A 20160-nucleotide genomic window follows, 5' to 3' on the forward strand; every position below is an offset into this window, starting at 1 on the left:
TGCAAAAGATCGAGGCGCTGACCGTCCTCGCCCGCAAATTGGCCCGGATTGCCTTTGCCCTGATGACGACTCAGCAACCGTATCGGACTGCGGCCGATACGGTGGGGTAGACATAGAATCTCCTACAGCGGGCTCCGAAGTTGCCGGCAGGAGCGAGTCACAGCGGTTATTTCAGGTACCAGCCCCAGGGCTGATCCGAGATGTACTCGGTCACCTGCTTCACCTCCAGGTAGTTCTCCAGCCCCCACACGCCCAGCTCGCGGCCGATGCCGCTCTGCTTCATGCCGCCCCAGGGCGCCTGGGTGAAGGTCGGCTGAGAGCAGTTGACCCAGACGATCCCTGCGCGCAACCCGTCTGCCACCCGCGCAGCACGTTGCGGGTCGCCCGACATCACCGCACCGGCCAGGCCGAAACGGCTGTCGTTGGCCAGGCGCAGGGCCTCGGCCTCGGTCTTGAAACGCTTCACACAGAGCACCGGGCCGAAGATTTCCTCGCGCCAGATCAGCGCGTCCTCGGTCGGTTCGTCGAAGATCGCCGGCTCGATGAACCAGCCCTGCTCCAACCCCGCCGGGCGCTTGCCGCCGGTGAGCAACCGGGCGCCGCCCGTGCGGCCTTTTTCGACGAAGCCGAGTACCTTTTCGTGCTGCCCCTGGCTGACCAGCGGACCGAGCAGCACGCCCGGCTGCAGGCCGTCACCGATGGTGATGGCGCGGGTCGCCTCCACCAGCCGCTCAATCAGCCGTGGGGCGATGCCCTCCTGCACCAGCAGGCGCGAGGTGGCGCTGCACACCTGCCCCTGGTTCCAGAAGATGCCGAACAGGATCCATTCCACCGCCGCCTCGACATCGCTGTCGTCGAAGACGATGAAGGCCGATTTGCCACCCAGCTCCAGACTGACGTTCTTGATGTCCTGGGCTGCCGCCGACATGATCCGCGAGCCGGTCGGCACACTGCCGGTGAACGCCAGCTTGTCCACGCCCGGATGCTGGCTCAGCGGCCCGCCGGCTTCCGCGCCGAGGCCGGGCAGCACGTTGAGAACGCCCGCCGGCAGCCCCGCGGCGTCCGCCGCGGCGGCCAGTTCCAGGGCGCTCAGGGGTGTCAGCTCGGAGGGCTTGAGCACGCAGGTGGCGCCCGCCGCCAAGGCCGGCGCGACCTTCCAGGCCGCCATCAGCAGCGGGTAGTTCCAGGGAATGATCTGCCCGGCCACACCCACCGGCTCCTGGCGGATGCGGCAGCGGAAGCGCTCGTCGGGCAGCGCCAGGACCTGGTCCTGGCGCTGGTCCAGTTCTCGCGCCAGCTCCGCGTAATAGCGGAAGCAGCCGATGGCGTCGGCCACGTCCCACTGCGCTTCGGGCAGCGGTTTGCCGTTGTCGCGCACCTCCAGTTCGGCCAGTGAATCCTGGTGGCGCTCCAACTCGCCGGCCAGTGCCTCCAGCCATTCGGCGCGCTCGCTGCCGCGGCTCTGCCCCCAGCCGCGATTGAACGCGGTGCGCGCCGCACGCACAGCGTGATCGACGTCTTCCTCGGTGGCCGCCGGCACTTCCTGCAGCGGCTGGCCGGTGGCCGGGTCGAAGCTGGTGAAGCGGCCGCCCAGGTCCGGCCTGACCCACTGCCCGTTGATGTAGAGCTGGTCGCGCATCCTTCAGTCTCCTTGAAGTCGGCCCTCAGGCGGCCTGAACGCCGGTGCGGCGGTTCTGCAGGTAGCGGGAGGTGAACAGCAGCGCCAGCGAGGCACAGATGATCACCGTGGAGATGGCGTTGATCTCCGGCGTGATGCCCCGGCGGATCGACGAGAAGATGTAGATCGGCAGCGTGGTCTCGGAGCCGGCGACGAAGAAGGCGATGATGAAATCGTCGAAGCTGAAGGTGAACGCCAGCAGGAAGCCGGCGAGGATGGCCGGGGCGATCTGCGGCAGGGTCACCCGCCAGAAGGTATCCAGCGGCGGCGCGTAGAGGTCGGCGGAGGCTTCCAGCAGCGACTTGTCCATTGCCTCGACGCGGGTGCGGACGATCACCATCACCAGCGCCATGGTGAACAGCGAGTGCGCTGCCACCACGGTGCCGAAGCCCATGTTGAGTTTCGGCAGGCCGATGTCCAGCAGCGCCAGCAGCGGGTTGAGCACGTCGAACAGGGTGATGAAGGCGATCAGCGTGGCGATGCCGATGACGATGCCCGGCACGATGATCGCGCAGTAGGTCAGCGCGTCGAACAGCAGGCGCACGCGCTTGCCGACCCGCTGCAGGCCGAACACCGCGAGGGTGCCGAACAGGGTGGCGATCAGCGCCGAGCAGAGGGCGATCAGCGCGCTGTTGCCCAGGGCTTCCAGGATGAACGGGTTGTCGAAGGCGCGGCCGAACCATTGCACCGAGCAGCACTGGAAGCTCAGCCCGCTACGCCCGGCGTTGAAGGCGAAGAGCATGATCAGCGCGATGGGCGCGTAGAGGAACAGGTAGACCGAGGTGGAGTAACTGCGCAGCCACATGTCAGAGCACTCCGTCGTTGCGCGAGCCGCCGTTGCGGGCCACGAGTTTCAGGTAGACGCCGATGATCGCCAGCATCATCGCCACCAGGGTCATAGCCACCGCGCTGCCGAACGCCCAGTTGCGCGATTGCAGGAACAGGTCGACCAGCGCGTTGCCGACGAAGAACACCTTGCCGCCGCCGAGAATGGCCGGGATCAGGAACTCGCCCATGAGCAGAATGAACACCAGCATCACCCCGGTGATCACCCCCGGCGCGGACAGCGGCAGGGTGATCCGGCGGAAGGTTTCGAAGGCGCTCGCACCGAGGTCGCCGGAGGCTTCCAGCAGGCGCTTGTCGAGCTTCTCCAGGGTCACGTAGATGGGGAACACCATCAGCGGCAGGTAGCCGTAGACGATGCCGATCAGTACCGCGTAGGGCGTGTTGATCAGGCGCACGTCGGCGATGCCGAAGGTCTCCAGGAGCGCCGGGATGCCACGGCCGCTGAGCAGGAAGATCCAGGCGTAGGTGCGGATCAGGAAGCTGGTCCAGAACGGCACGATCACCAGCGTGAGCAGCAGCGACTTGTTGCGCCGCACCTTCACCGCCAGGAAGTAGGCCAGTGGGTAGGCCGCCAGCAGGCATGCCAGGGTGCCCAGCGGCGCCAGGGTCAGGGTGTTCCAGAAGGCCTGGGCGCGGGAGCCGAGGTTCAGGTAATTCTCCAGCGTCAGCCCGCCACCGTAGCCACCCACGGCGCTGCGCTCGCCGAAGCTGAAGACCAGGATGATCACCAGCGGCATCAGGAGCAGCAGCAGGAACCACAGGGTGGACGGCAACAGCAGCAGGAGCGTGACGCGCCGGCCGAGGCTTTTTGCGCGCGAGGCGCTGGGCGTCGCCTGGGTCTGCGGCAACGGGGCGCTGACAGCGATGTTCATGTTCGATTCCCTACGCATGGAACGGACCTTCGCGGTAGGGCGAATAACGCGCCAGCGTTATCCGCCGCATTCCGCACAAGCGCCAGAATTGCCGATCAGGCGGCCTTGAACCGCGCCATCAGTTCGGCGCGTGCCGGGCTGGTGAGGGTCGCCGCGGCGCCGAACTCCAGCGGCGACAGGCGCTCGGCCGCCGGGTACATGATCGGGTCGTCGAGCATCTCCTTGGAGAGCAGCGCATCGACGCGCTTGTCCCCGCTCGGGTAGCCGTGGGAGAGCACCTCCAGCTTGTTGTGCTGCGGGTCTAGCAGGTAGTTGATGAACGCGTAGGCGGCATCGCGGTGCTCGGCGCTCTTGGGAATGGCGAAGAAGTCGCTCCATATCTCGCCGCCTTCCTTGCCCAGCACGAAGGTCATGTCCGGGTTGTCGCGGTGCAGCTGGGAGGCGTCACCAGTCCAGGCCATGGCCATCCAGGCGTCGCCGTTGCGCAGCGAAGGCTGGATGTCGGAGTTGATCGCGAACAGGTGCGGCTTGGCCTGGATCAGCAGCTTCTCGGCCTCGGCCAGTTCCTTCGGGTCCAGCGAGTTGAAGCTGTAGCCGTAGTACTTGAGCGCGTTGCCGATGGCGGTGAGCTGGTAGTCATGGACGATGGTGCGGCCCGAGGCGTGGGTCAATGTCAGGTCCCAGAACTGCTTCCAGGAATCCGGGCTGCCCTTCACACGGCTGGCGTCATAGACGATGCCGGTGGTGCCCCAGTTCTTCGGCACCGCGTAGACCTTGCCGTCCACCGTTCCCTGGGCCATGAAGCGCTCCTCGAAGGCCTTGGGGTCGAAGTTGGGGATGCGCGAGAGGTCCAGCGGCTCGATCAGCCCGAGCTGCACGTAGGTGCTGATGGTGTAGTTGGTCGGCACGAAGACGTCCCAGCCGCTACCGCCGGCCTGCAATTTGGCGAGCATCTCCTCGTTGGAACCGAACACGTTCATCTGCACCCGCGCGCCGGTAGCCTTGGCGAAGGCATCGAAGTTCTCCTGGCTGTGGTAGTTCGGCCAGGTGGCCAGGGCCAGGCGGTCACCGATGTTGCTGCCTTCGGCCGCGTAGGCCTTGCCGCTGAGCAGGCCGGGAGTGTTGGCGGCGACCACCGCCATCGCCAGCCCGAGGCCGGTCTTGCCGAGGAAATCGCGCCGCGTGATGGAGCCGTTTTCCCAGCTGCGCATCGTCTTGATGAAGCTCTTCTTGTCCATCGTCACTCCCCGCCTGTCTGCTGATTGTCGTTATGGTTGGATCGTCGAACTCAAAGGGCCATGGCCAGGCCGCTGGCCTGGTTCCAGCCGACCTGTACCGGCGCGCCGTGCTCGAAGGCTTCCGCCTCGCCGCCGGCCTTGCGCGGCACGCGCACGCAGACGATGCCGAAAGCGTCGGTGCGTACGCGGTATTCAGTGAGGTTGCCCAGGTAGATGCGGTCTTCGACGCGGCCCTTCAGGCGCACTTCGCGCTGCAGCTCCGAATCGGCGGCGGCGATGCCGACCAGCTCCGGGCGCACGGCGATGCAGCCTTCGGCCTGGGGCGCCAGCACAGGGCCGGTGGGCGTCGGCGGGCTGCTCAGTTCCAGCCCGGCCGGGGTGCCCAGCACCACGCGGCCTGAATCGAGGCGGCGCACGGTGCCGGAAAACAGGTTGGACTCGCCGATGAAGTCGGCGACGTAGCGGCTCGCCGGGGTCTCATAGAGCGCCTCAGGGGTGGCGGTCTGGATGATCAGGCCGTCCTTCATGATGCTGATGCTGTCGCTCATCGACAGCGCTTCTTCCTGGTCGTGGGTGACCAGCACGAAGGTGATGCCGACCTCGCGCTGCAAACGCAGCAGCTCCGACTGCATCTCCTTGCGCAACTTGCGGTCGAGTGCGGCCAGCGGCTCGTCGAGCAGCAGCACGGTGGGCTTGTTCACCAGTGCGCGGGCCAGCGCCACACGCTGCTGCTGGCCGCCGGAAAGCTCATGCGGCTTGCGCGTGCCGAAGCCGGAGAGGCGCACCATCTCCAGCGCCTCGTCGGCCATGCGGCGCTGCTGCGCACGGTCCGGTCGCGGCGTGCGGTAGCGCAGGCCGTAGGCGATGTTCTCGGCCACCGTCAGGTGCGGGAACAGCGCGTAGTGCTGGAACACCATGTTCACCGCACGCTGGTGCGCCGGCACCCCGGCCACCGCCTTGCCGGCCAGGAGCACCTCGCCTTCGCTGGGCTGTTCGAAGCCGGCGATCATCCGCAGGGTGGTGGTCTTGCCGCAGCCGGAGCTACCGAGGAAGGAATGGAAGGCGCCGCGCTTCACCCTGAAGCTCAACCCGTTGACCGCCGGCACGCTGCCGTAGCGCTTGACCACGTTGCGGAATTCGATATCGAAGTCCTGACCGCTTTCCATCACCGCGCTCCCACTTTGTTCTTGTTGGGGCTCACGCTAGCAACGGGGCTTTCGGGGTGTATATATCCCTCGGGGGATAGATGGCGGGAATGGATCCTTCGGTATGCACTCGCGGGCTATCCCCGAAAGATCCCGCCATGCGCGCTCCTACAACAAATCAAGAGCCCCTCACCCTAACCCTCTCCCGGAGGGAGAGGGGACAGTTCGGCGCAGGTTGGAACCATCGCGTCAGCCGGCACGGACGGCCCCCTCTCCCTCTGGGAGAGGGCTGGGGTGAGGGAAAAGCTGTGGCACGGAGCCCGCTCTTACAGGGGACGCCCGCAGCTGACGGTGGCTGTAGGAGCAAGCTCGCTCCTACTAAGAGCCGCCCTGCTCAGCCAACTGCCAGCATCCCACCCGCCGCATCGCGCCCGGCCAGTTCGCGGATGAACAGCCCGAGCAGCTCCGACTGGCTGCCGATGCCGAGCTTGGCGTAAATGTTCTTGCGGTGGATCTTCACCGTGCCCGGACTGATGTCCAGCTGCTCGGCCACCGAGGCGCTGGAGTGGCCGCGCAGCAGCAGCTGGACGATCTCCTGCTCGCGGGGCGTGAGCAATTGGGCGCCGAACTGGTCGAAGGCCTCGCGGATCTGGTAGTCCAGGTCCTGCGCCGGGCGAGGCTGCGCGCGGCGCAGTTCCCAGGCTTCGCGCACCACCTGCTCGACCACCGGCCGCGCGCACTCCAGCAACTGCATCTCGTCGCGGCTGTAGGCGGGGCTGGAGGTCTTGCGCATCAGCGAGAGCACGGCGGTGGCGCCATCGGCGAGGTCGATGAAGAAGGCGATCTCCTCGGTCAGGCCGGTCTGCTGGTAATACGTCTGGTAGTACTCGCCCAGGTAGAAGTGGTCCGGCGCGAACTGCCGCAGGCGCCACAGCCCCGGCGCCTGGTGGCGGGTGCAGGCGAGGTAGAAGGGATCGAGCAGGTACGGGCCGACCTGGTAGTCCTCGACGTAGACGTGGCGGACATCGGCCGGGAAGGTGTCGAACAGGTCCAGCGGCCGGTGGTTGCCTTCGTAGACGAAGAGCACGAAGTTATCCACCGCGCAGACCTGCTGCAGCCACTGGCTGAGGCCGAGCAGGCGCGGACGACCGGCGGCCAGCGGGAGCAGATGGGCGACTCCGCCGGTCCAGGCTTTGAGTTCCTTGTGGCGCATGGGCTGTCGTTCTTGTTGTGTGCGCGATGGGCACACTATAGGCGTTCGGGATTCCACACGGAAATGCAGCTTTTGCGCCACACCCCGCAAGGCCCCGCAACGCCTGGAGACAGCGACTGATTCAGCCTTGGCGCGCACCGTGATGAAGCAGACGCGCGCCTTATCGGCTCAGGGGCGACGAGCGCCCTTGCCGCCGGGCTTTCCAGCAGACGATTTGTTGGAAGACGGTTTTCCAGCAGCCGGCTTACCACCAAGGCCGAAGCCCGGCGCCTTGCGCACCGCCTTGACCTGCGGCTTGTCGTCGAGCAGCGAACCAAGATGCACCTTGCCCGGCTTGCCTTCGGGCACCTTGGGTTGCTTGGGCTTCTTCGGCTTCCTGGTGATCTGGCCGCCAGGAGCGGTGACGGGTACCCGGTGCTCCGCCTCGAAGCCGTCTTCCTCCTGGCGCGGCAGGGTCTGGCCGATCAGCGTCTCGATGGCCGCCAGCTGTTGCACTTCATCGGCGCAGACCAGCGAGATCGCCTGCCCACTGGCGCCGGCCCGACCGGTCCGGCCGATGCGGTGCACGTAGTCCTCGGGGACGATGGGCAGGTCGAAGTTGACCACCAGCGGCATCTCCTCGATATCCAGGCCGCGCGCGGCGACGTCGGTGGCGATGAGGAAATCCACCTCCCCGGCCTTGAACCGCGCCAGGGCGCGCAGGCGCGAGGGCTGCGGCTTGTCGCCGTGGATCGAGTCGGCGCGGATGCCTTCGCGCTGCAGAAGGTCGACCAGTTCGTCGACGCCCTTGCGGGTCTTGGCGAACACCAGCGCCTGGCGCCAGCCCTGCTCGCGCAGCAGGTGCAGGAACAGTTCAGCCTTGCGCTTCTTGTCGACAGTAAGCAGGTGCTGTTTCACCGTCTTCGCCGCCGTGTTGCGCGGTGCCACGTCTATCGTCAGCGGGTCGCGCAGCAGAGTGCGGGCCATCTGGCGGATGGCGTCGGAGAATGTCGCGGAGAACAGCAGGGTCTGCCGGCGTCGGGGCAGCGCGGCGAAGACTTCGTCCAGTTCGCGGGCGAAGCCGAGGTCGAGCATGCGGTCGGCCTCGTCCAGCACCAGCACCTGCAGCTGGGTGAATTTCAGGGCGTTCTGCCGGTACAGGTCCAGCAGGCGGCCGGGAGTCGCCACCAGCACGTCGACGCCCTTGCGCAGCTTCATCATCTGCGGGTTGATGCTGACCCCGCCGTAAGCCACGGCGGTGCGCAACGGCACATGCTGGCCGTAGGCGCGGAAGCTCTCGTGCACCTGCTCGGCCAGCTCGCGGGTCGGCACCAGCACCAGCGCGCGGATCGAGTTGGCCGCCACCTGCGGGCCTTCCTGGAGCAGCTTCTGCAGCAGCGGCAGGGCGAACCCGGCGGTCTTGCCGGTACCGGTCTGGGCAGCAGCCAGCAGGTCGCGGCCCTTGAGCACGGCCGGGATGGCCTGGGCCTGCACCGCCGTCGGGTTCTGGTAGCCGAGCCCGTCGAGGGCGTGCAGGAGGGGATCGATCAGGCCGAGATTGGCGAAGGTCATGGAGCGCTCGCAGAAACGATTCGGAATGGGCGGCATTGTAGCCGCAAGGGTCAGGAGCGCAGCAGCAGCGCGCCTTCGATGGGCACGTAGCGGCTGGCCGCGCGGATCAGCGCCTGGGCGGTGAGGCCCGGCACGCCGTAGGCGGTGGCGTCGGTGCCGCCGGCGCGGACGCGGTCGAGCAGCAGGTCGAAATCGCCGTCGCCGGAGGCCAGCACGATCTCGTCCACGTTCGGCGCGGCGTCGAGGATGTCGATGGTGATGCCCACGTCCCAGTCACCCTTGGCCGAGCCATCGGCGCGCTGGATGTAGGGTTTGAGCTTCACGGTGAAGCCGAGCTTGCGCAGGATCTGCTGGAACTGCTGCTGCTTGGCATCGCCACGGTCGATGGCGTAGGCGTAGGCCTGGACGATGTTGCCCTGGGCGCTCAGCTCGGCCCACAGCGCGGCGTAGTTGAAGTGGCAGCCGTAGGCCTGACGCACGGTGTAGTAGAGGTTCTGCACGTCGGCGAACAGGGCGATGGTCTTCAACGGTGACTCCGGGACTCGGACAGCGGGGGCGCATTATCGGCACAGTGGCGCGCCCCCGCCAGTCCCGGCGGGCGGGACAGCTTCGCCGGCGACTCAGCTGAACATGTCGCCGTCGTCGCCACCGAAAAAGCCGGAGTCGTCGCCGAAGCTGCCTCCGTCGTCGTAGTTGGCGTCACTGAAGTTGCTGTCGGCATAGCGGTCGCCGCCGCCAAAGGAGTCGTCCGTCCGCGAGTCGTCGAAGTTCGACGGCTCCGGTTGCACCGGCTGTTCCTGGATCACCTCGACGATTTCCTGCGGCTGGTTGTGGTGGAACATGCTGGTCAGCAGGTCCGCCACCATCACGCCGCCAGCCACGCCTGCAGCAGTCTGCAGGGCACCGCGCAGGAAGCCGCCGCCCTGGGGCGCCGCTTGCGCGGGCTGGGCCGGCCTGAAGTCGTTCGGGTTGCTGGGGCCGGGGTTGTTCGCGTAAGCCGCGTTGCCGCCGGCCGGTTGCGAGAAGCGTGTCTGGCCCCAGCCGTCCGGGCGCTGCTGCGCCTGTTCCTGCCGAGGTTGCGGGCTCTGGCCGCCGCCGAACAAGCCGGCGAGGAAGCCGCCGCTGCTCGGTCGACTCTGCTGCGCCTGGGCTTCGAGTTCCTTGACGCGCTGGTCCAGGCGCTTGATCGCTGCTTCCTGGATCAGCATCGCCTGGGCCATGTAGTACGGCGCGGCCGGCTGTTGCACCAGGTGCCGGTTGATCTGCGCCTCGGCGTCGGCGTCGCGCGGCGCAGTCTGCGCCTCGGCGTCACGCAGGCGGGTGAACAGACCATCGATCAGGGATTGCTCTTCGGAATTCATGGCAGGCCTCGGGGAAGCGGGTGGTTCGATAGAACATTGCCTTTGCAACATTGGATCGGCTCGCAAAAAAACAAGTTCCGGTCGCAGAATTCTGGCGCCTTCAGCTGAGGGTTTGCTTAAGTTAGAGTCCAAGCCCTCCGACAGTATCGGGTTACTGATGAATCCCCTTTCCATCCTCCGCGACACCTGGTTCTTCTTCTCACGTCACCTCGGCATCCTGGTGCCGCTGTGCCTGCCCTGGATCGTCATCGAGACGCTGGTGCAGCAGCAGATCAACGTCGCCGCCGGCCCGCAGAACTTCGCGCCCTGGGGCATGGCCGCGGGCCTGGTGTTCTACCCGATCTACACCGCCAGCCTGATCCTGTTCATGATCGACGCCGGCGAAGGCGTCGAGCGGGGTGTACGCGAACTGTGGAGCGCGGCCCTGCGATTGTGGCCCGCCTTTGCCCTGCTGTCGGCGATCACCTCGCTGCTGATCGTGATCGGCCTGTACCTGATGGTGCTGCCGGGTATCTTCGTGATGATCAAGCTGGCCTTCGCCGAATTCCTCCTGGTGCAGCGCGGCCGCTCGCCCATCGACGCGATGCGCGAGAGCTTCGCCATGACCACCGGGCACTTCTTCCTGCTGCTGATGACCTCCCTGGCCATCCTCGCGCCGGTATGGATCGCCGAAGGCTGGATCACCGAGGCCGGCCAGGACGCACCGATGCTCAGCGTCGCGCTGCACTCGCTGAGCGGGTTCTTCCAACTGCTGCTGACGGTGGCCGCCTACCGCATCTTCATCCTGCTCGGCCGCGAGGCCGCCTGAGCGGCAGCATGTCGCAACAAATCGCCCGGCGCATCGCGCGCCGGGGTTCTACGCTGGAGTCTCCTTCCCTCCCCCGAAAACCCCGAGTAAGGAGACTCGCCGTGAGCGACTTCCCGCCCAGCTGCCTTTCGCACATTTCCATCGGTACTAACGACTACCCGCGCGCCAAGGCGTTCTACGACGCCGTGCTGCCGACGCTGGGCTGCCAGCCGATCATGGAACATCCTGGAGCCGTGGCTTACGGCCGGGTTTTCCCCGAGTTCTGGCTGCAGACGCCCATCGACGGCCACCCGGCCAGCGTCGGCAACGGCACGCACTTCGGTTTCATGGCCAATTCCCGCGAGGAGGTAGATGCCTTCTACCGCGCCGCGATAGCCGCCGGCGCCACCGACGAAGGCGCGCCCGGCCCGCGCCCGCTGTATGGCGACCCTTACTACGGCTGCTTCATCCGCGACCTGGACGGGCACAAGATCGAGGCATCGTTCTGGGACATGGCGCTGACGGATGGCGGTTTCGATACCCACTCGCACTGATGGACCACATCCGTAGGGCGCATAACCCGGAACGGGTTATCCGCCCTACGAAGAGCTAATGCCCCGGCCTGAGCCCCGACATCTTCGGCACCAGCAGCTTCTCGAAAAGCCGCGGGAAGAAGCGCGCCAGCAGTCGTGCCCGCCAGTTGACGTTGGACAGCACCAGCAAACGCCGCCGACGCAGCGCTCCCTGGTAAATCGCCTCGGCCACATCGCGCGGCGAGGCCACTTCCGCGCCCAGCACCACAGCCGGCTGGCGGATCACCGAACCGTCGCCCACCAGGGCGTTCTTGCGCAGGTCGGTGGCGGTGAAGCCCGGGCAGGCCAGAGTGATCGCCACGCCGGTGCCGTCCAGCTCCATGCGCAGCGTGTCGAACAACCCGTGCAGCGCATGCTTGCTGGCGTTGTAGGCACTGCGATAGAGCAGCGGCGCGAATCCGGTCAGCGAGCTGAGCACGACGATCTGCCCCTGCCGCGCCAGCAGGCTGGGCAACGCCGCCTGAGTACAGTGCAACGCGCCATAGAAGTTCACCGCCATCACCCGGCGGAACACTGCCAGCTCGGTCTCGATGAACAAGCTGCGGTGGGTGATGCCGGCGTTGTTCACCAGCACGTCGATGCCACCGAAGCGCTCGACGGCGAGCGCCACCGCGCGTTCCACCGCCTCGGCGTCGGCGATGTCGCAGCGCAGCCCGAGGGCTTCGACGCTCAGGTGCTCGCGCAGGTGCTGCACCAGGCTGTCCAGCGCCGCCTGGTCGAGGTCGAGGATCACCGGGTGCGCGCCGGCCTGGGCGAAGCGCAGCACCAGCGCGCGACCGATGCCGGAACAGCCGCCGCTGACCAGCACCACCTTGCGTCGGTACACCGAGTGCGAGAACAACGAGCGTGGCATGGCGACCTCCCGGAGCAGGCGCTACGCGCGGTGTACGGCCTGCCTCAAGGTTGCAGGATGCTTCGCGCGGCAAATGCGCAGGTGAAATGCGCGGGCACAGACACTATCCTCTGGACCCAACAAGCATAGCCCCTGGTCACCCATGAGCCTCTCGCTTCGCCGCCGCATCCTCTTCGTGCTGTTCATCGCCCTGCTGCTCGCCATCACCGCAGCCGCCTGGCTGCTGGCCTGGCACCCCGCCGAGCGCGAGGCCGTCGCCGCGCAGTGCCGTGCGCCCGCGCCGCAATTGCAGCCGGGGCAGGCGCTGAAGGTGATGACCTGGAACGTCCAGTACCTGGCCGGCAAGCGCTACATCTTCTGGGACGACCTGCCCGACACCACCGGCCCCGACGACAGCCCCAGCCCCGAAGACATCGCCTACAGCCTCGACGAGGTGGTGCGGGTGATTCGCGACGAAGCACCGGACATCGTGCTGCTGCAGGAAGTCGACGACGGCGCAGCGGCCACCGGCAAGCAGGACCAGCAGGCGCTGATCGGCGACCGCCTGACCGACCTCTATCCCTGCTCCACCACCGCCTTCGACTGGAAGGCACGCTTCGATCCCAACCCCCATGTGTTCGGCAGCGCCGGGCGCAAGCTGGTGACCTTCAGCCGCTTCCAGATCAGCGGCGGCGAGCGCATCGCCCTGCCGCAGCGCTCATCCATCCCGCTACTGCACCTGTTCGCCCCGCAGCCGGCGATGCTGCAGAGCGACCTGCCGATCCGCGGCGGCGGCCAGCTCAGCGTGATCAACACACGCCTGGAGCGCCCCAACGGCGACGACACCCCGCAGCGCCAGGTCGAAGCCGTCGAAGCCCACCTGAACAGCCTTCAGGCCTCCGGCCGCCCCTGGCTGCTGGGCGGCGATCTCGGCCTGCTGCCGCTGGGCCAATACCCGTATCTGCCCGAGGTGCTGCGCGCGCCCTACCGCGCGAACAGCGAGCTGAACCTGCTGGCGGCGCGCTTCCCGGTGGTCCCGGCGGTGGAGGAATCCAGTGGCGCCGAGCAGGAGAAGTGGTACACCCATTTCCCCAACGACCCGCGCGTGCACAAGCCCGATCGCACCCTCGACTACCTGTTCCACAGCCCCAGCCTGAACCGCCTCGATGCCGGCGTGCGCAGCCACGACACCCTGCGCATCTCCAACCATCTGCCGCTGTCGGCGCGCTTCCTGCTGCCCCACTGAGCGCCGCGGCACATCGCCGCCGAGCCAGGCTGGACAAGCGAGGCGCGGCGGCCCCATGCTCGGGCGGCGCCGCATAACAACGACAACATGCACTTCGGGTATCCATGCACTTTCGCCGTCTCATCGGGCCGATAGTCGCCCTGCTCTGCCTCAACGCCCTCGCCGTCGACCGGCCCACGCTGGCCGACCGGCTGCCGCATCCGCTGCCGGCATTGACCGTGGGCTACTACGAATTCCCGCCCTACACCTACACCGCCCCGGACGGCAGCACCCGCGGCAGTGGCGCCGACATGGTCCGGCGCATCCTGCTCAAGGCCGGCTACCGCGCCGACTTCCGCCCGCTGCCCAGCGCCCGCCTTTACCTGGGCCTGCAGGACGGCAGCGTGCAGCTCTGGGCTGGCGCACCGGGCAAGCAGGAACTGGTGGGCAGCACGCTGGAATGCGAGCGTGTGCTGGGGCATGTCGAGCTGAACCTGTATCGCCTGGCCTCCCGCCCCTCGCCGAAATTGCCCGACGGGCTGACCACCAGCCGGGTGATCCTGATCAGCGGCTACAGCTACTGGCGGCCGATCACCGACATGCTGGCCGATCCGAAACTGCGGTTGGAAGTGCACCGCACCAGCACCCACACCGCCGCCCTGCAGATGCTCGAACGTGGTCGCGGCGACTTCCTGATCGACTACCAGACGCCGGTGGAACAGGCACGCCGCGAGCTGAACATGGCGCCGCTGGCCTTCGACACCCTGTACAGCGTGCCGACCAAGCTCATCGTCTCCCGCCATGCGCCCGATGCCGAAGGCCTGCGCGCGCAGCTGGACTACGCCTACGACGAACTGCAGGCGGCGGGTTACGAGATGAAGTTGCCCTGAACGGGATGACCGAGGCCGCAAACCCCCTGTAGGAGCGAGGGGGACGCCATCGTTATCGCTCGCGAACCCCGACACGCTCCGACGCTCCGAGGATTCGCGAGCAAGCTCGCTCCTACGAAAAGCGGTGCACCGCGATCAGGTTTTACGCGGCTTGGCCCGCGCCGTGGGCTCGGCGATCAAGGGATCATCCGGCCAGTAGTGTTTCGGATAGCGCCCCTTCAGGTCCTTCTTCACTTCCGCATAGGTGCTGCGCCAGAAGTTGGCCAGGTCCTGGGTCACCTGCACCGGCCGCTGTGCTGGCGACAGCAGGTGCAGCTTCACCGCCACCCGCCCTCCTGCAATGCGCGGCGTATCAGCCAGGCCGAACAGTTCCTGCAGGCGAACGGCGAGCACTGGCGGAAACTCGCTGTAATCCAGGCGGATATTGGAGCCGGACGGCACCTGCAACGTACGCGGCGCCAGCTCATCCAGACGCTGCGGCAACGGCCAGGGCTGCAGCCCATGGAGAATCCCGCTCAGCTCCAGGTTGGCGAAGTGCGACAGCCGCGAGACCTTGCCCAGGTACGGCAGCAGCCAGTCTTCCAGCGAAGCCAGCAGCGCGGCGTCGCTGACGTCCGGCCACTCGCTCTCGCCCTTGCCTTCCAGATCGAGCCGGCGCAGCAAGGCGATGCGCGCCTGCCACTGGCGCAGCTCCGGCGTCCAGGGCAGCAGCTCCAACCCCTTGCGCCGCACCAGCCCGAGCAGCGCGCGGCTGCGGGCCTCGGCATCGAGGTTGGGCAGCGCCTCGGTGGACAGCACCAGCTCGCCGACCTTGCGCTGGCGCTCGGCGCGCAGCACGCCTTCGCGCTCGTCCCACTCCAGCTCATCGTGAACACTGACCTGTTCGGCGAGAATCGACTCGAACAGCCCCGGTTCCAGCGCCGCCGCCAGGTAGATGCGTTCTTCGCGCTGGCCCTGGCGGCTGCCGAGATCGGCGACCACCAGCCAGGCTTCCTTCATCAGCGCATCCGGCTCGCCGAACAGCGCCGCGCGACCGTTGGCCAGTCGATATTCGCCGCCACCGGCACGTCGCTGGCGGGCAATGCGGTCCGGGTAGGCAAAGGCCAGCAGGCCGCCCAACCAGCGCGGATGATCGGGGTCGGCCACCGGCTCGCGGGCCGGGCCGCGCAGGTAGCCTTTGAACTGCCGCGCCAGCTGGCGCACGCGCTGCACCGCGCCCCGGCTGGCACGCGGGCCGCTCTGCTCGCCGGCCAGCAAGGCGATGCGGTGATGCAGGTCGGCGTCGTTGCCACGCAGGATGTCGCGCTCACCGAGCAAAGCGGCCAGGTCGCAAGCCAGTTGCCCCAGCCCGAGCGCATGGCCACGCAGCAGCAGGTGGGCAATGCGCGGGTGCGCTGGCACTTCGGCCATGGCCTGACCGTGGGGCGTGAGGCTGCCGCCATTGGCGCGGGAAGCCAGCGCGCCGAGGCGCTCCAGCAGATCCTGGGCCTGTGCATAAGCGGCGGTGGGCGGCAGGTCGAGCCAGGCCAGCTCCTCCGGGGCGACGCCCCAGCGCGCCAGTTGCAGGGCGAGGCCGGACAGATCGGCCTGGAGAATTTCCGCCGCGCCATAGGCCGGCAGTTGATCGTGCTGCGCTTCGGACCACAGGCGATAGCAGGCGCCCGGCTCCAGTCGCCCGGCACGGCCGGCGCGCTGGGTGGCGGAGGCGCGGGAGATGCGCTGGGTTTCCAGGCGGGTCATGCCACTGCCCGGATCGAAGCGCGGCACCCGCGCCAGCCCGGCGTCCACGACGACGCGCACGCCGTCGATGGTCAGGCTGGTCTCGGCGATGTTGGTCGCCAGCACTACCTTGCGCTTGCCCGCCGGCGCGGGTTCGATGGCGGCACGCTGGGCGTCGAGGTCGAGTTCGCCGTGCAGCGGGCAGAGCAGGACATCGGAGCGGCCAGCCAGGGCCTCGCCCAACTGCTCGGCGACGCGGCGAATCTCCGCCCGGCCGGGCAGGAACACCAGCAGGCTGCCGGGCTCGTCGGCCAGCGCCTGCTGGACCGTCTGCACCACGCGCGGCTCGATGAACTCGCCGGCCTGCCAGGGGCGGCCCCAGCGGAGATCCACCGGGAACATGCGGCCCTCGCTACGTACGACAGGCGCGTCGCCCAGCAGCGCGGACAGGCGCTCGCCTTCCAGCGTGGCCGACATCACCAGCACCTTGAGCGGCGGCTCGTCGCGCAGCAGCGCGCGGCCATTGAGGGTCAGCGCGAGGGCGAGATCGGCATCCAGTGAGCGCTCGTGGAATTCGTCGAAGATCACCAACCCCACGCCGTCCAGCGCCGGGTCGTCCTGCAGGCGGCGGGCGAGGATGCCCTCGGTGACCACTTCAATGCGCGTCTTCGGGCCGACCTTGCTGTCCAGGCGGATGCGGTAGCCGACGGTTTCGCCGACCTTCTCGCCCAGTTCCGCAGCCAATCTTTCAGCGGCGGCGCGAGCGGCCAGCCGGCGCGGCTCCAGCATCAGGATCGACTGGCCGGCCAGCCACGCCTCATCCAGCAGCGCCAGCGGCACGCGGGTGGTCTTGCCGGCGCCGGGCGGCGCTTCCAGCACCACTTCGTGGCGCCCGGCCAGGGCCTGGCGCAAGGCGGGAAGGACGCTGTCGATGGGAAGGGCGTTCATGCCGGCTCCTGGAACTCGAATTTCATAAGGCGGTAACCCGGACTACGCGGGGGGCGGCGATTATAGCGGGCGAACCACGGTGCCAACCCAGCAGTCATAGAAGCAACGAGGACGCCAGCTAGTGCGAAACTGCCAGCAGTTGTTCAGGACTCGTTGATATAGTTGTCCGCATCATCCTCCCGGAGGTTTTTTCATGCGTCTTGCCACCCGAGTCTCCTGTGCAGTTCTGAGCGCCGCCCTGTTCAGCCAGCTGACGGCCTGCGGCACCCTGTTCTACCCCGATCGCCGCGGCCAGATCGACGGCCGCATCGATCCGGCAGTCGCCGCTCTGGACGCGGTCGGACTGTTGTTCTACGTCATCCCGGGGCTGATCGCCTTCGGCGTAGACTTCGCCACCGGCGCGATCTACCTGCCCGACGAGAAGTACTCGGTCGCGCCTGAAAAGCTCAAGGATGCCGTGAGCGAAGACGGCACCGTGGACAAGGCTAAACTCAAGGCGATCCTCGAGCGTGAAACTGGCCGCAGCCTGCCCCTGGACGATCCACGTCTGATCCAGCGCAGCGGCGACCTCCAACAACTCGCCAGCCTGGGCCTGCGCCCGGAGGCCTGATATGCACGGCGCTCTCGCTTCACACTTGCAGCAACTTCTGGCGTACCACCAGTGGGCCTACGAACGCATCCTGGAGGCCGTCGCCCCGCTGGATGAAGAGGCCTACCGCGCACCGCGCGGGCTGTTCTTCGGCAGCCTGCACGGCACGCTCAACCACCTCGCGGTGGTCGATCGCATCTGGTTCGCCCGTGTGCAGCGAGAGCCCTGGCAGTTCGAACGCCTCGACGCCGAGGCCGCGCCTGACCGCGCCGGCCTCGCCGATTTCCTAATGGACGGGGTCGGCGCCTGGCGCCTGTGGCTGAGCAAGCAGAGCGACGCCACCCTCGGCACCCAGCTGGACTACCGCAACATGGCCGGGCAGGAACACCGCCAGAGCCTGGCGAACATCGTCCAGCACCTGGTCAACCACGGCACCCACCATCGCGGGCAGATGAGCGCCGCGCTCACCGCGCTGGGCCAGAAAGCGCCGCTGCTGGACTACATCTACTTCCTGCCCAACCGCCTGGATACCTGATGCTCAAGCATGCCAGCCACGCCCATCTCATGCGGCTGGCGACCTTTGCGTCGCTCGGCGTCGCCACCACCCTGATCGTCGCCAAGGCCATCGCCTGGTGGCTCAGTGGCTCGGTCAGCCTGCTGGCCGGCCTCACCGACTCACTGCTCGATGGCGCGGCCTCCTTCCTCAACCTGCTGGCGGTGCACTACGCCATCCGCCCGGCGGACGACGACCACCGTTACGGCCATGGCAAGGCGGAGTCGCTGTCGGGGTTGGCGCAGGCTCTGTTCATCGCGGTCAGCGCCGTGCTGGTTGGCACCCAGGCCATCGACCGCCTGCAACACCCGGAACCGGTGGAAGCCGTGGGATGGGGCGTCGCGGTCATGATCCTGTCGCTGGCGCTGACCGCCGGCCTGCTGCTGGTGCAGGGCTACGTGGTGAAGATCACCGGCTCCAATGCCATCCGCGCCGATTCGCTGCACTACCGCTCGGACCTGCTGCTCAACAGCAGCATCCTGGTGGCACTCCTGCTGGCGCAGTTCGGCTGGCAGCAGATGGACGCCATCTTCGGTCTGGGCATCGCGCTGTACATTCTCTGGAGTTCCTTCCAGATCGCCCGCGAATCCGTCGCTGTGCTGATGGACGAGGAACTGCCGCCGGATGTCAGCACCCGCATGCTCGAACTGGTGCGAGAAGTACCTGGCGTGCTCGGTGCCCACGACCTGCGCACGCGGATTTCCGGCACGCACTGGTTCGTCCAGTTGCATCTGGAGTTGCCAGGTGAGCTGTCGCTTTCAAAGGCGCATCATCTGTGCGACGAGGCGGTGCTGGCGATCCACAAGGAATTCCCGCGGGCCGAGGTGCTGGTGCACGCCGACCCACAGGAAGTGGTGGGCAAAGAGACCATCAGTTAGAGAGCATCAGTTGACGCTGTAGCCGCGCCCGCTCAGGCAGGCGCCCAGGGCGCGGCGGTAGTTGTCGGCGACGTAGGCCGGCGGCGCATAGCTCGCCAGGGCCGGGTCGAAGCCGCTCTGGTCGGCGGCCCAGCGGTGGCATTCATAGCGATCGCGGGCCTGCTGGTCCGGGCCCTGGTTGTACATCGGGTAAGCCATCACGTCATAAGCCGATTGCGCCACGCTGGCCACCTGCTGCTGCGGGGGCTCCACCACTTCGTAATCCTGCGAGCCGGCTTGCCACAGATAGTAGGTACCGGCGGCGAGGAAGTAGCCGATGCTGCCGATCCACACCTGCTCGGCGTAGGACGGCAGGTAGCGCACGCGCACGCCGTAAGGCGGTGTCACCACCACATAGCGTGAGCCGTAGGGGCGATACCAGTAGCCATCGTTGAAGTAGTAGTCGCTGCCGCGATAGGGCACTCGGTAATGCCCGCTCGGCATGGCGTTGACCACGTAGCCCGGCCGCCAATAGGACGGATGCGGCCCCCAGTTGCCGTGGGAAGGCGGCGGGCGGCCCTGCCAGCCTGCCGACGGCGGACGATTGCCGCCCTGCCAACCAGCGTTGCCGTGGTCGTTGTCCTGCGGACGACCATGCCACTGGCTGCCGTTGTTGCCCGGCGGACGGCCCTGCCATTGCCCGCCCGGATTACCCTGCGGACGGCCCTGCTCCTGGCCGCCATTATTGCCTTGGGGACGACCCTGCCATTGTCCACCATTGTTGCCTTGCGGCCGCCCGTGTTCATGGTCGCCAACGTTGCCTTGCGGGCGCTCCTGCCACTGACCACCGTTGTTGCCTTGAGGGCGCCCCTGCCATTGCCCGCCATTGTTGCCTTGCGAGTGTCCCTGCCACGGACCGCCATTGCTGCCCTGTGGACGCCCCTGCTCCGGGCCGCCATCGCCGCCTTGAGGACGACCTTGCCACTGGCCACCGTGGTTACCCTGTGGTCGGCCCTGCCATTGCCCGCCGTTGTTGCCTTGCGGTCGACCGTGCTCCTGGCCGCCGTTGCCCTGCGAACGCCCCTGGGGCTGCCCGCCACCGCCGTTCGCGGGCGGATGGCCCTGCATATCGGGCCCGTCAGCCGCCACCGCCTGGACCGCGACGGCTAGGGAAAGCACGGCGAACGAAGCGAACCGCCCGATGCCCGACTTCATGGATTCCTCACTTCGGCAACGGCCGAAAACCGTGATGTGACATCGCCA

19 protein-coding genes are annotated in these 20160 nt (G+C 67.4%); 7 read left to right on the top strand and 12 right to left on the bottom strand.

All coding sequences use genetic code 11. The features are described from left to right. Nucleotides 1-166: 166 nt before the first annotated feature. The 9 genes from IB274_RS22075 to IB274_RS22115 form a co-directional block, all read right to left on the bottom strand. Entirely contained in the window at nt 167-1639 is a 1473-nt protein-coding gene (locus IB274_RS22075; protein WP_192434816.1) for an aldehyde dehydrogenase family protein, read from the bottom strand. A gap of 25 nt (nt 1640-1664) precedes the next feature. Continuing rightward, nucleotides 1665-2483: an ABC transporter permease gene (locus IB274_RS22080; protein WP_081517210.1), complete on the bottom strand. Its 819-nt coding sequence runs from the start codon at nt 2481-2483 to the stop codon at nt 1665-1667. 1 nt (nt 2484) lies between these two features. Then, a complete protein-coding gene (locus IB274_RS22085; protein ID WP_192434818.1) occupies nt 2485-3396 on the bottom strand; it encodes an ABC transporter permease in 912 nt (303 codons plus the stop codon). Nucleotides 3397-3491: 95 nt separating this feature from the next. Beyond that, the gene (locus IB274_RS22090) at nt 3492-4634 is read right to left on the bottom strand and encodes an ABC transporter substrate-binding protein (protein WP_192381516.1); all 1143 of its coding nucleotides are present in this window, start codon (nt 4632-4634) and stop codon (nt 3492-3494) included. A gap of 50 nt (nt 4635-4684) precedes the next feature. Next, nucleotides 4685-5800, bottom strand: coding sequence for an ABC transporter ATP-binding protein (locus tag IB274_RS22095; protein ID WP_192434820.1), 1116 nt, complete (start codon nt 5798-5800; stop codon nt 4685-4687). A gap of 373 nt (nt 5801-6173) precedes the next feature. Beyond that, entirely contained in the window at nt 6174-6992 is an 819-nt protein-coding gene (locus IB274_RS22100; RefSeq protein WP_192434822.1) for a helix-turn-helix transcriptional regulator, read from the bottom strand. A gap of 168 nt (nt 6993-7160) precedes the next feature. Beyond that, nucleotides 7161-8543 carry a DEAD/DEAH box helicase gene (locus IB274_RS22105; RefSeq protein ID WP_192434824.1) on the bottom strand — a complete coding sequence of 461 codons (1383 nt, stop codon included), beginning with the start codon at nt 8541-8543 and terminating at the stop codon, nt 7161-7163. Nucleotides 8544-8593: 50 nt separating this feature from the next. Further along, nucleotides 8594-9070: an NYN domain-containing protein gene (locus IB274_RS22110; RefSeq protein ID WP_192434826.1), complete on the bottom strand. Its 477-nt coding sequence runs from the start codon at nt 9068-9070 to the stop codon at nt 8594-8596. Between the two features lie 93 nt (nt 9071-9163). Continuing rightward, nucleotides 9164-9904: a DUF2076 domain-containing protein gene (locus IB274_RS22115; RefSeq protein ID WP_192434828.1), complete on the bottom strand. Its 741-nt coding sequence runs from the start codon at nt 9902-9904 to the stop codon at nt 9164-9166. 157 nt (nt 9905-10061) lie between these two features. Between IB274_RS22115 and IB274_RS22120 the strand changes: the two genes are divergently transcribed. Both IB274_RS22120 and IB274_RS22125 read left to right on the top strand, forming a co-directional pair. Continuing rightward, a complete protein-coding gene (locus tag IB274_RS22120; RefSeq protein WP_192434830.1) occupies nt 10062-10712 on the top strand; it encodes a YciC family protein in 651 nt (216 codons plus the stop codon). Between the two features lie 101 nt (nt 10713-10813). Beyond that, on the top strand, nt 10814-11245 hold the full coding sequence (locus tag IB274_RS22125; RefSeq protein WP_192434832.1) for a VOC family protein: 432 nt from the start codon (nt 10814-10816) through the stop codon (nt 11243-11245). Nucleotides 11246-11300: 55 nt separating this feature from the next. On the opposite strand, the gene IB274_RS22130 is transcribed toward IB274_RS22125, so the two are convergent. Further along, the gene (locus IB274_RS22130) at nt 11301-12137 is read right to left on the bottom strand and encodes an SDR family oxidoreductase (RefSeq protein ID WP_192434834.1); all 837 of its coding nucleotides are present in this window, start codon (nt 12135-12137) and stop codon (nt 11301-11303) included. Between the two features lie 142 nt (nt 12138-12279). Here IB274_RS22130 and IB274_RS22135 point away from each other — a divergent pair, with 142 nt between their 5' ends. Both IB274_RS22135 and IB274_RS22140 read left to right on the top strand, forming a co-directional pair. Then, nucleotides 12280-13362 carry an endonuclease/exonuclease/phosphatase family protein gene (locus IB274_RS22135; protein WP_192434836.1) on the top strand — a complete coding sequence of 361 codons (1083 nt, stop codon included), beginning with the start codon at nt 12280-12282 and terminating at the stop codon, nt 13360-13362. A gap of 104 nt (nt 13363-13466) precedes the next feature. Continuing rightward, on the top strand, nt 13467-14231 hold the full coding sequence (locus IB274_RS22140) for a substrate-binding periplasmic protein (RefSeq protein WP_192434839.1): 765 nt from the start codon (nt 13467-13469) through the stop codon (nt 14229-14231). A gap of 135 nt (nt 14232-14366) precedes the next feature. Here the strand turns inward: IB274_RS22140 and hrpB are convergent, their stop codons facing one another. After that, complete coding sequence (hrpB, locus tag IB274_RS22145; RefSeq protein WP_192434841.1) at nt 14367-16898, bottom strand: ATP-dependent helicase HrpB; 2532 nt, start codon at nt 16896-16898, stop codon at nt 14367-14369. 193 nt (nt 16899-17091) lie between these two features. Here hrpB and IB274_RS22150 point away from each other — a divergent pair, with 193 nt between their 5' ends. The 3 genes from IB274_RS22150 to IB274_RS22160 are packed head-to-tail and all read left to right on the top strand — an operon-like array spanning nt 17092 to nt 18918. Then, the gene (locus tag IB274_RS22150) at nt 17092-17508 is read left to right on the top strand and encodes a polyribonucleotide nucleotidyltransferase (RefSeq protein WP_192434843.1); all 417 of its coding nucleotides are present in this window, start codon (nt 17092-17094) and stop codon (nt 17506-17508) included. Nucleotide 17509: 1 nt separating this feature from the next. Further along, the gene (locus IB274_RS22155) at nt 17510-18022 is read left to right on the top strand and encodes a DinB family protein (protein ID WP_192434845.1); all 513 of its coding nucleotides are present in this window, start codon (nt 17510-17512) and stop codon (nt 18020-18022) included. Continuing rightward, entirely contained in the window at nt 18022-18918 is an 897-nt protein-coding gene (locus tag IB274_RS22160) for a cation diffusion facilitator family transporter (protein ID WP_192434847.1), read from the top strand. Before IB274_RS22155 ends, IB274_RS22160 begins: the two co-directional genes overlap by 1 nt. A 6-nt stretch (nt 18919-18924) precedes the next feature. Here IB274_RS22160 and IB274_RS29860 read toward each other — a convergent pair whose 3' ends face one another. After that, on the bottom strand, nt 18925-20112 hold the full coding sequence (locus IB274_RS29860) for a DUF6515 family protein (RefSeq protein WP_263866460.1): 1188 nt from the start codon (nt 20110-20112) through the stop codon (nt 18925-18927). Nucleotides 20113-20160 lie beyond the last annotated feature (48 nt).

The sequence above is a fragment of the Pseudomonas sp. PDM18 genome (assembly GCF_014852585.1).
GTDB lineage: Bacteria > Pseudomonadota > Gammaproteobacteria > Pseudomonadales > Pseudomonadaceae > Pseudomonas.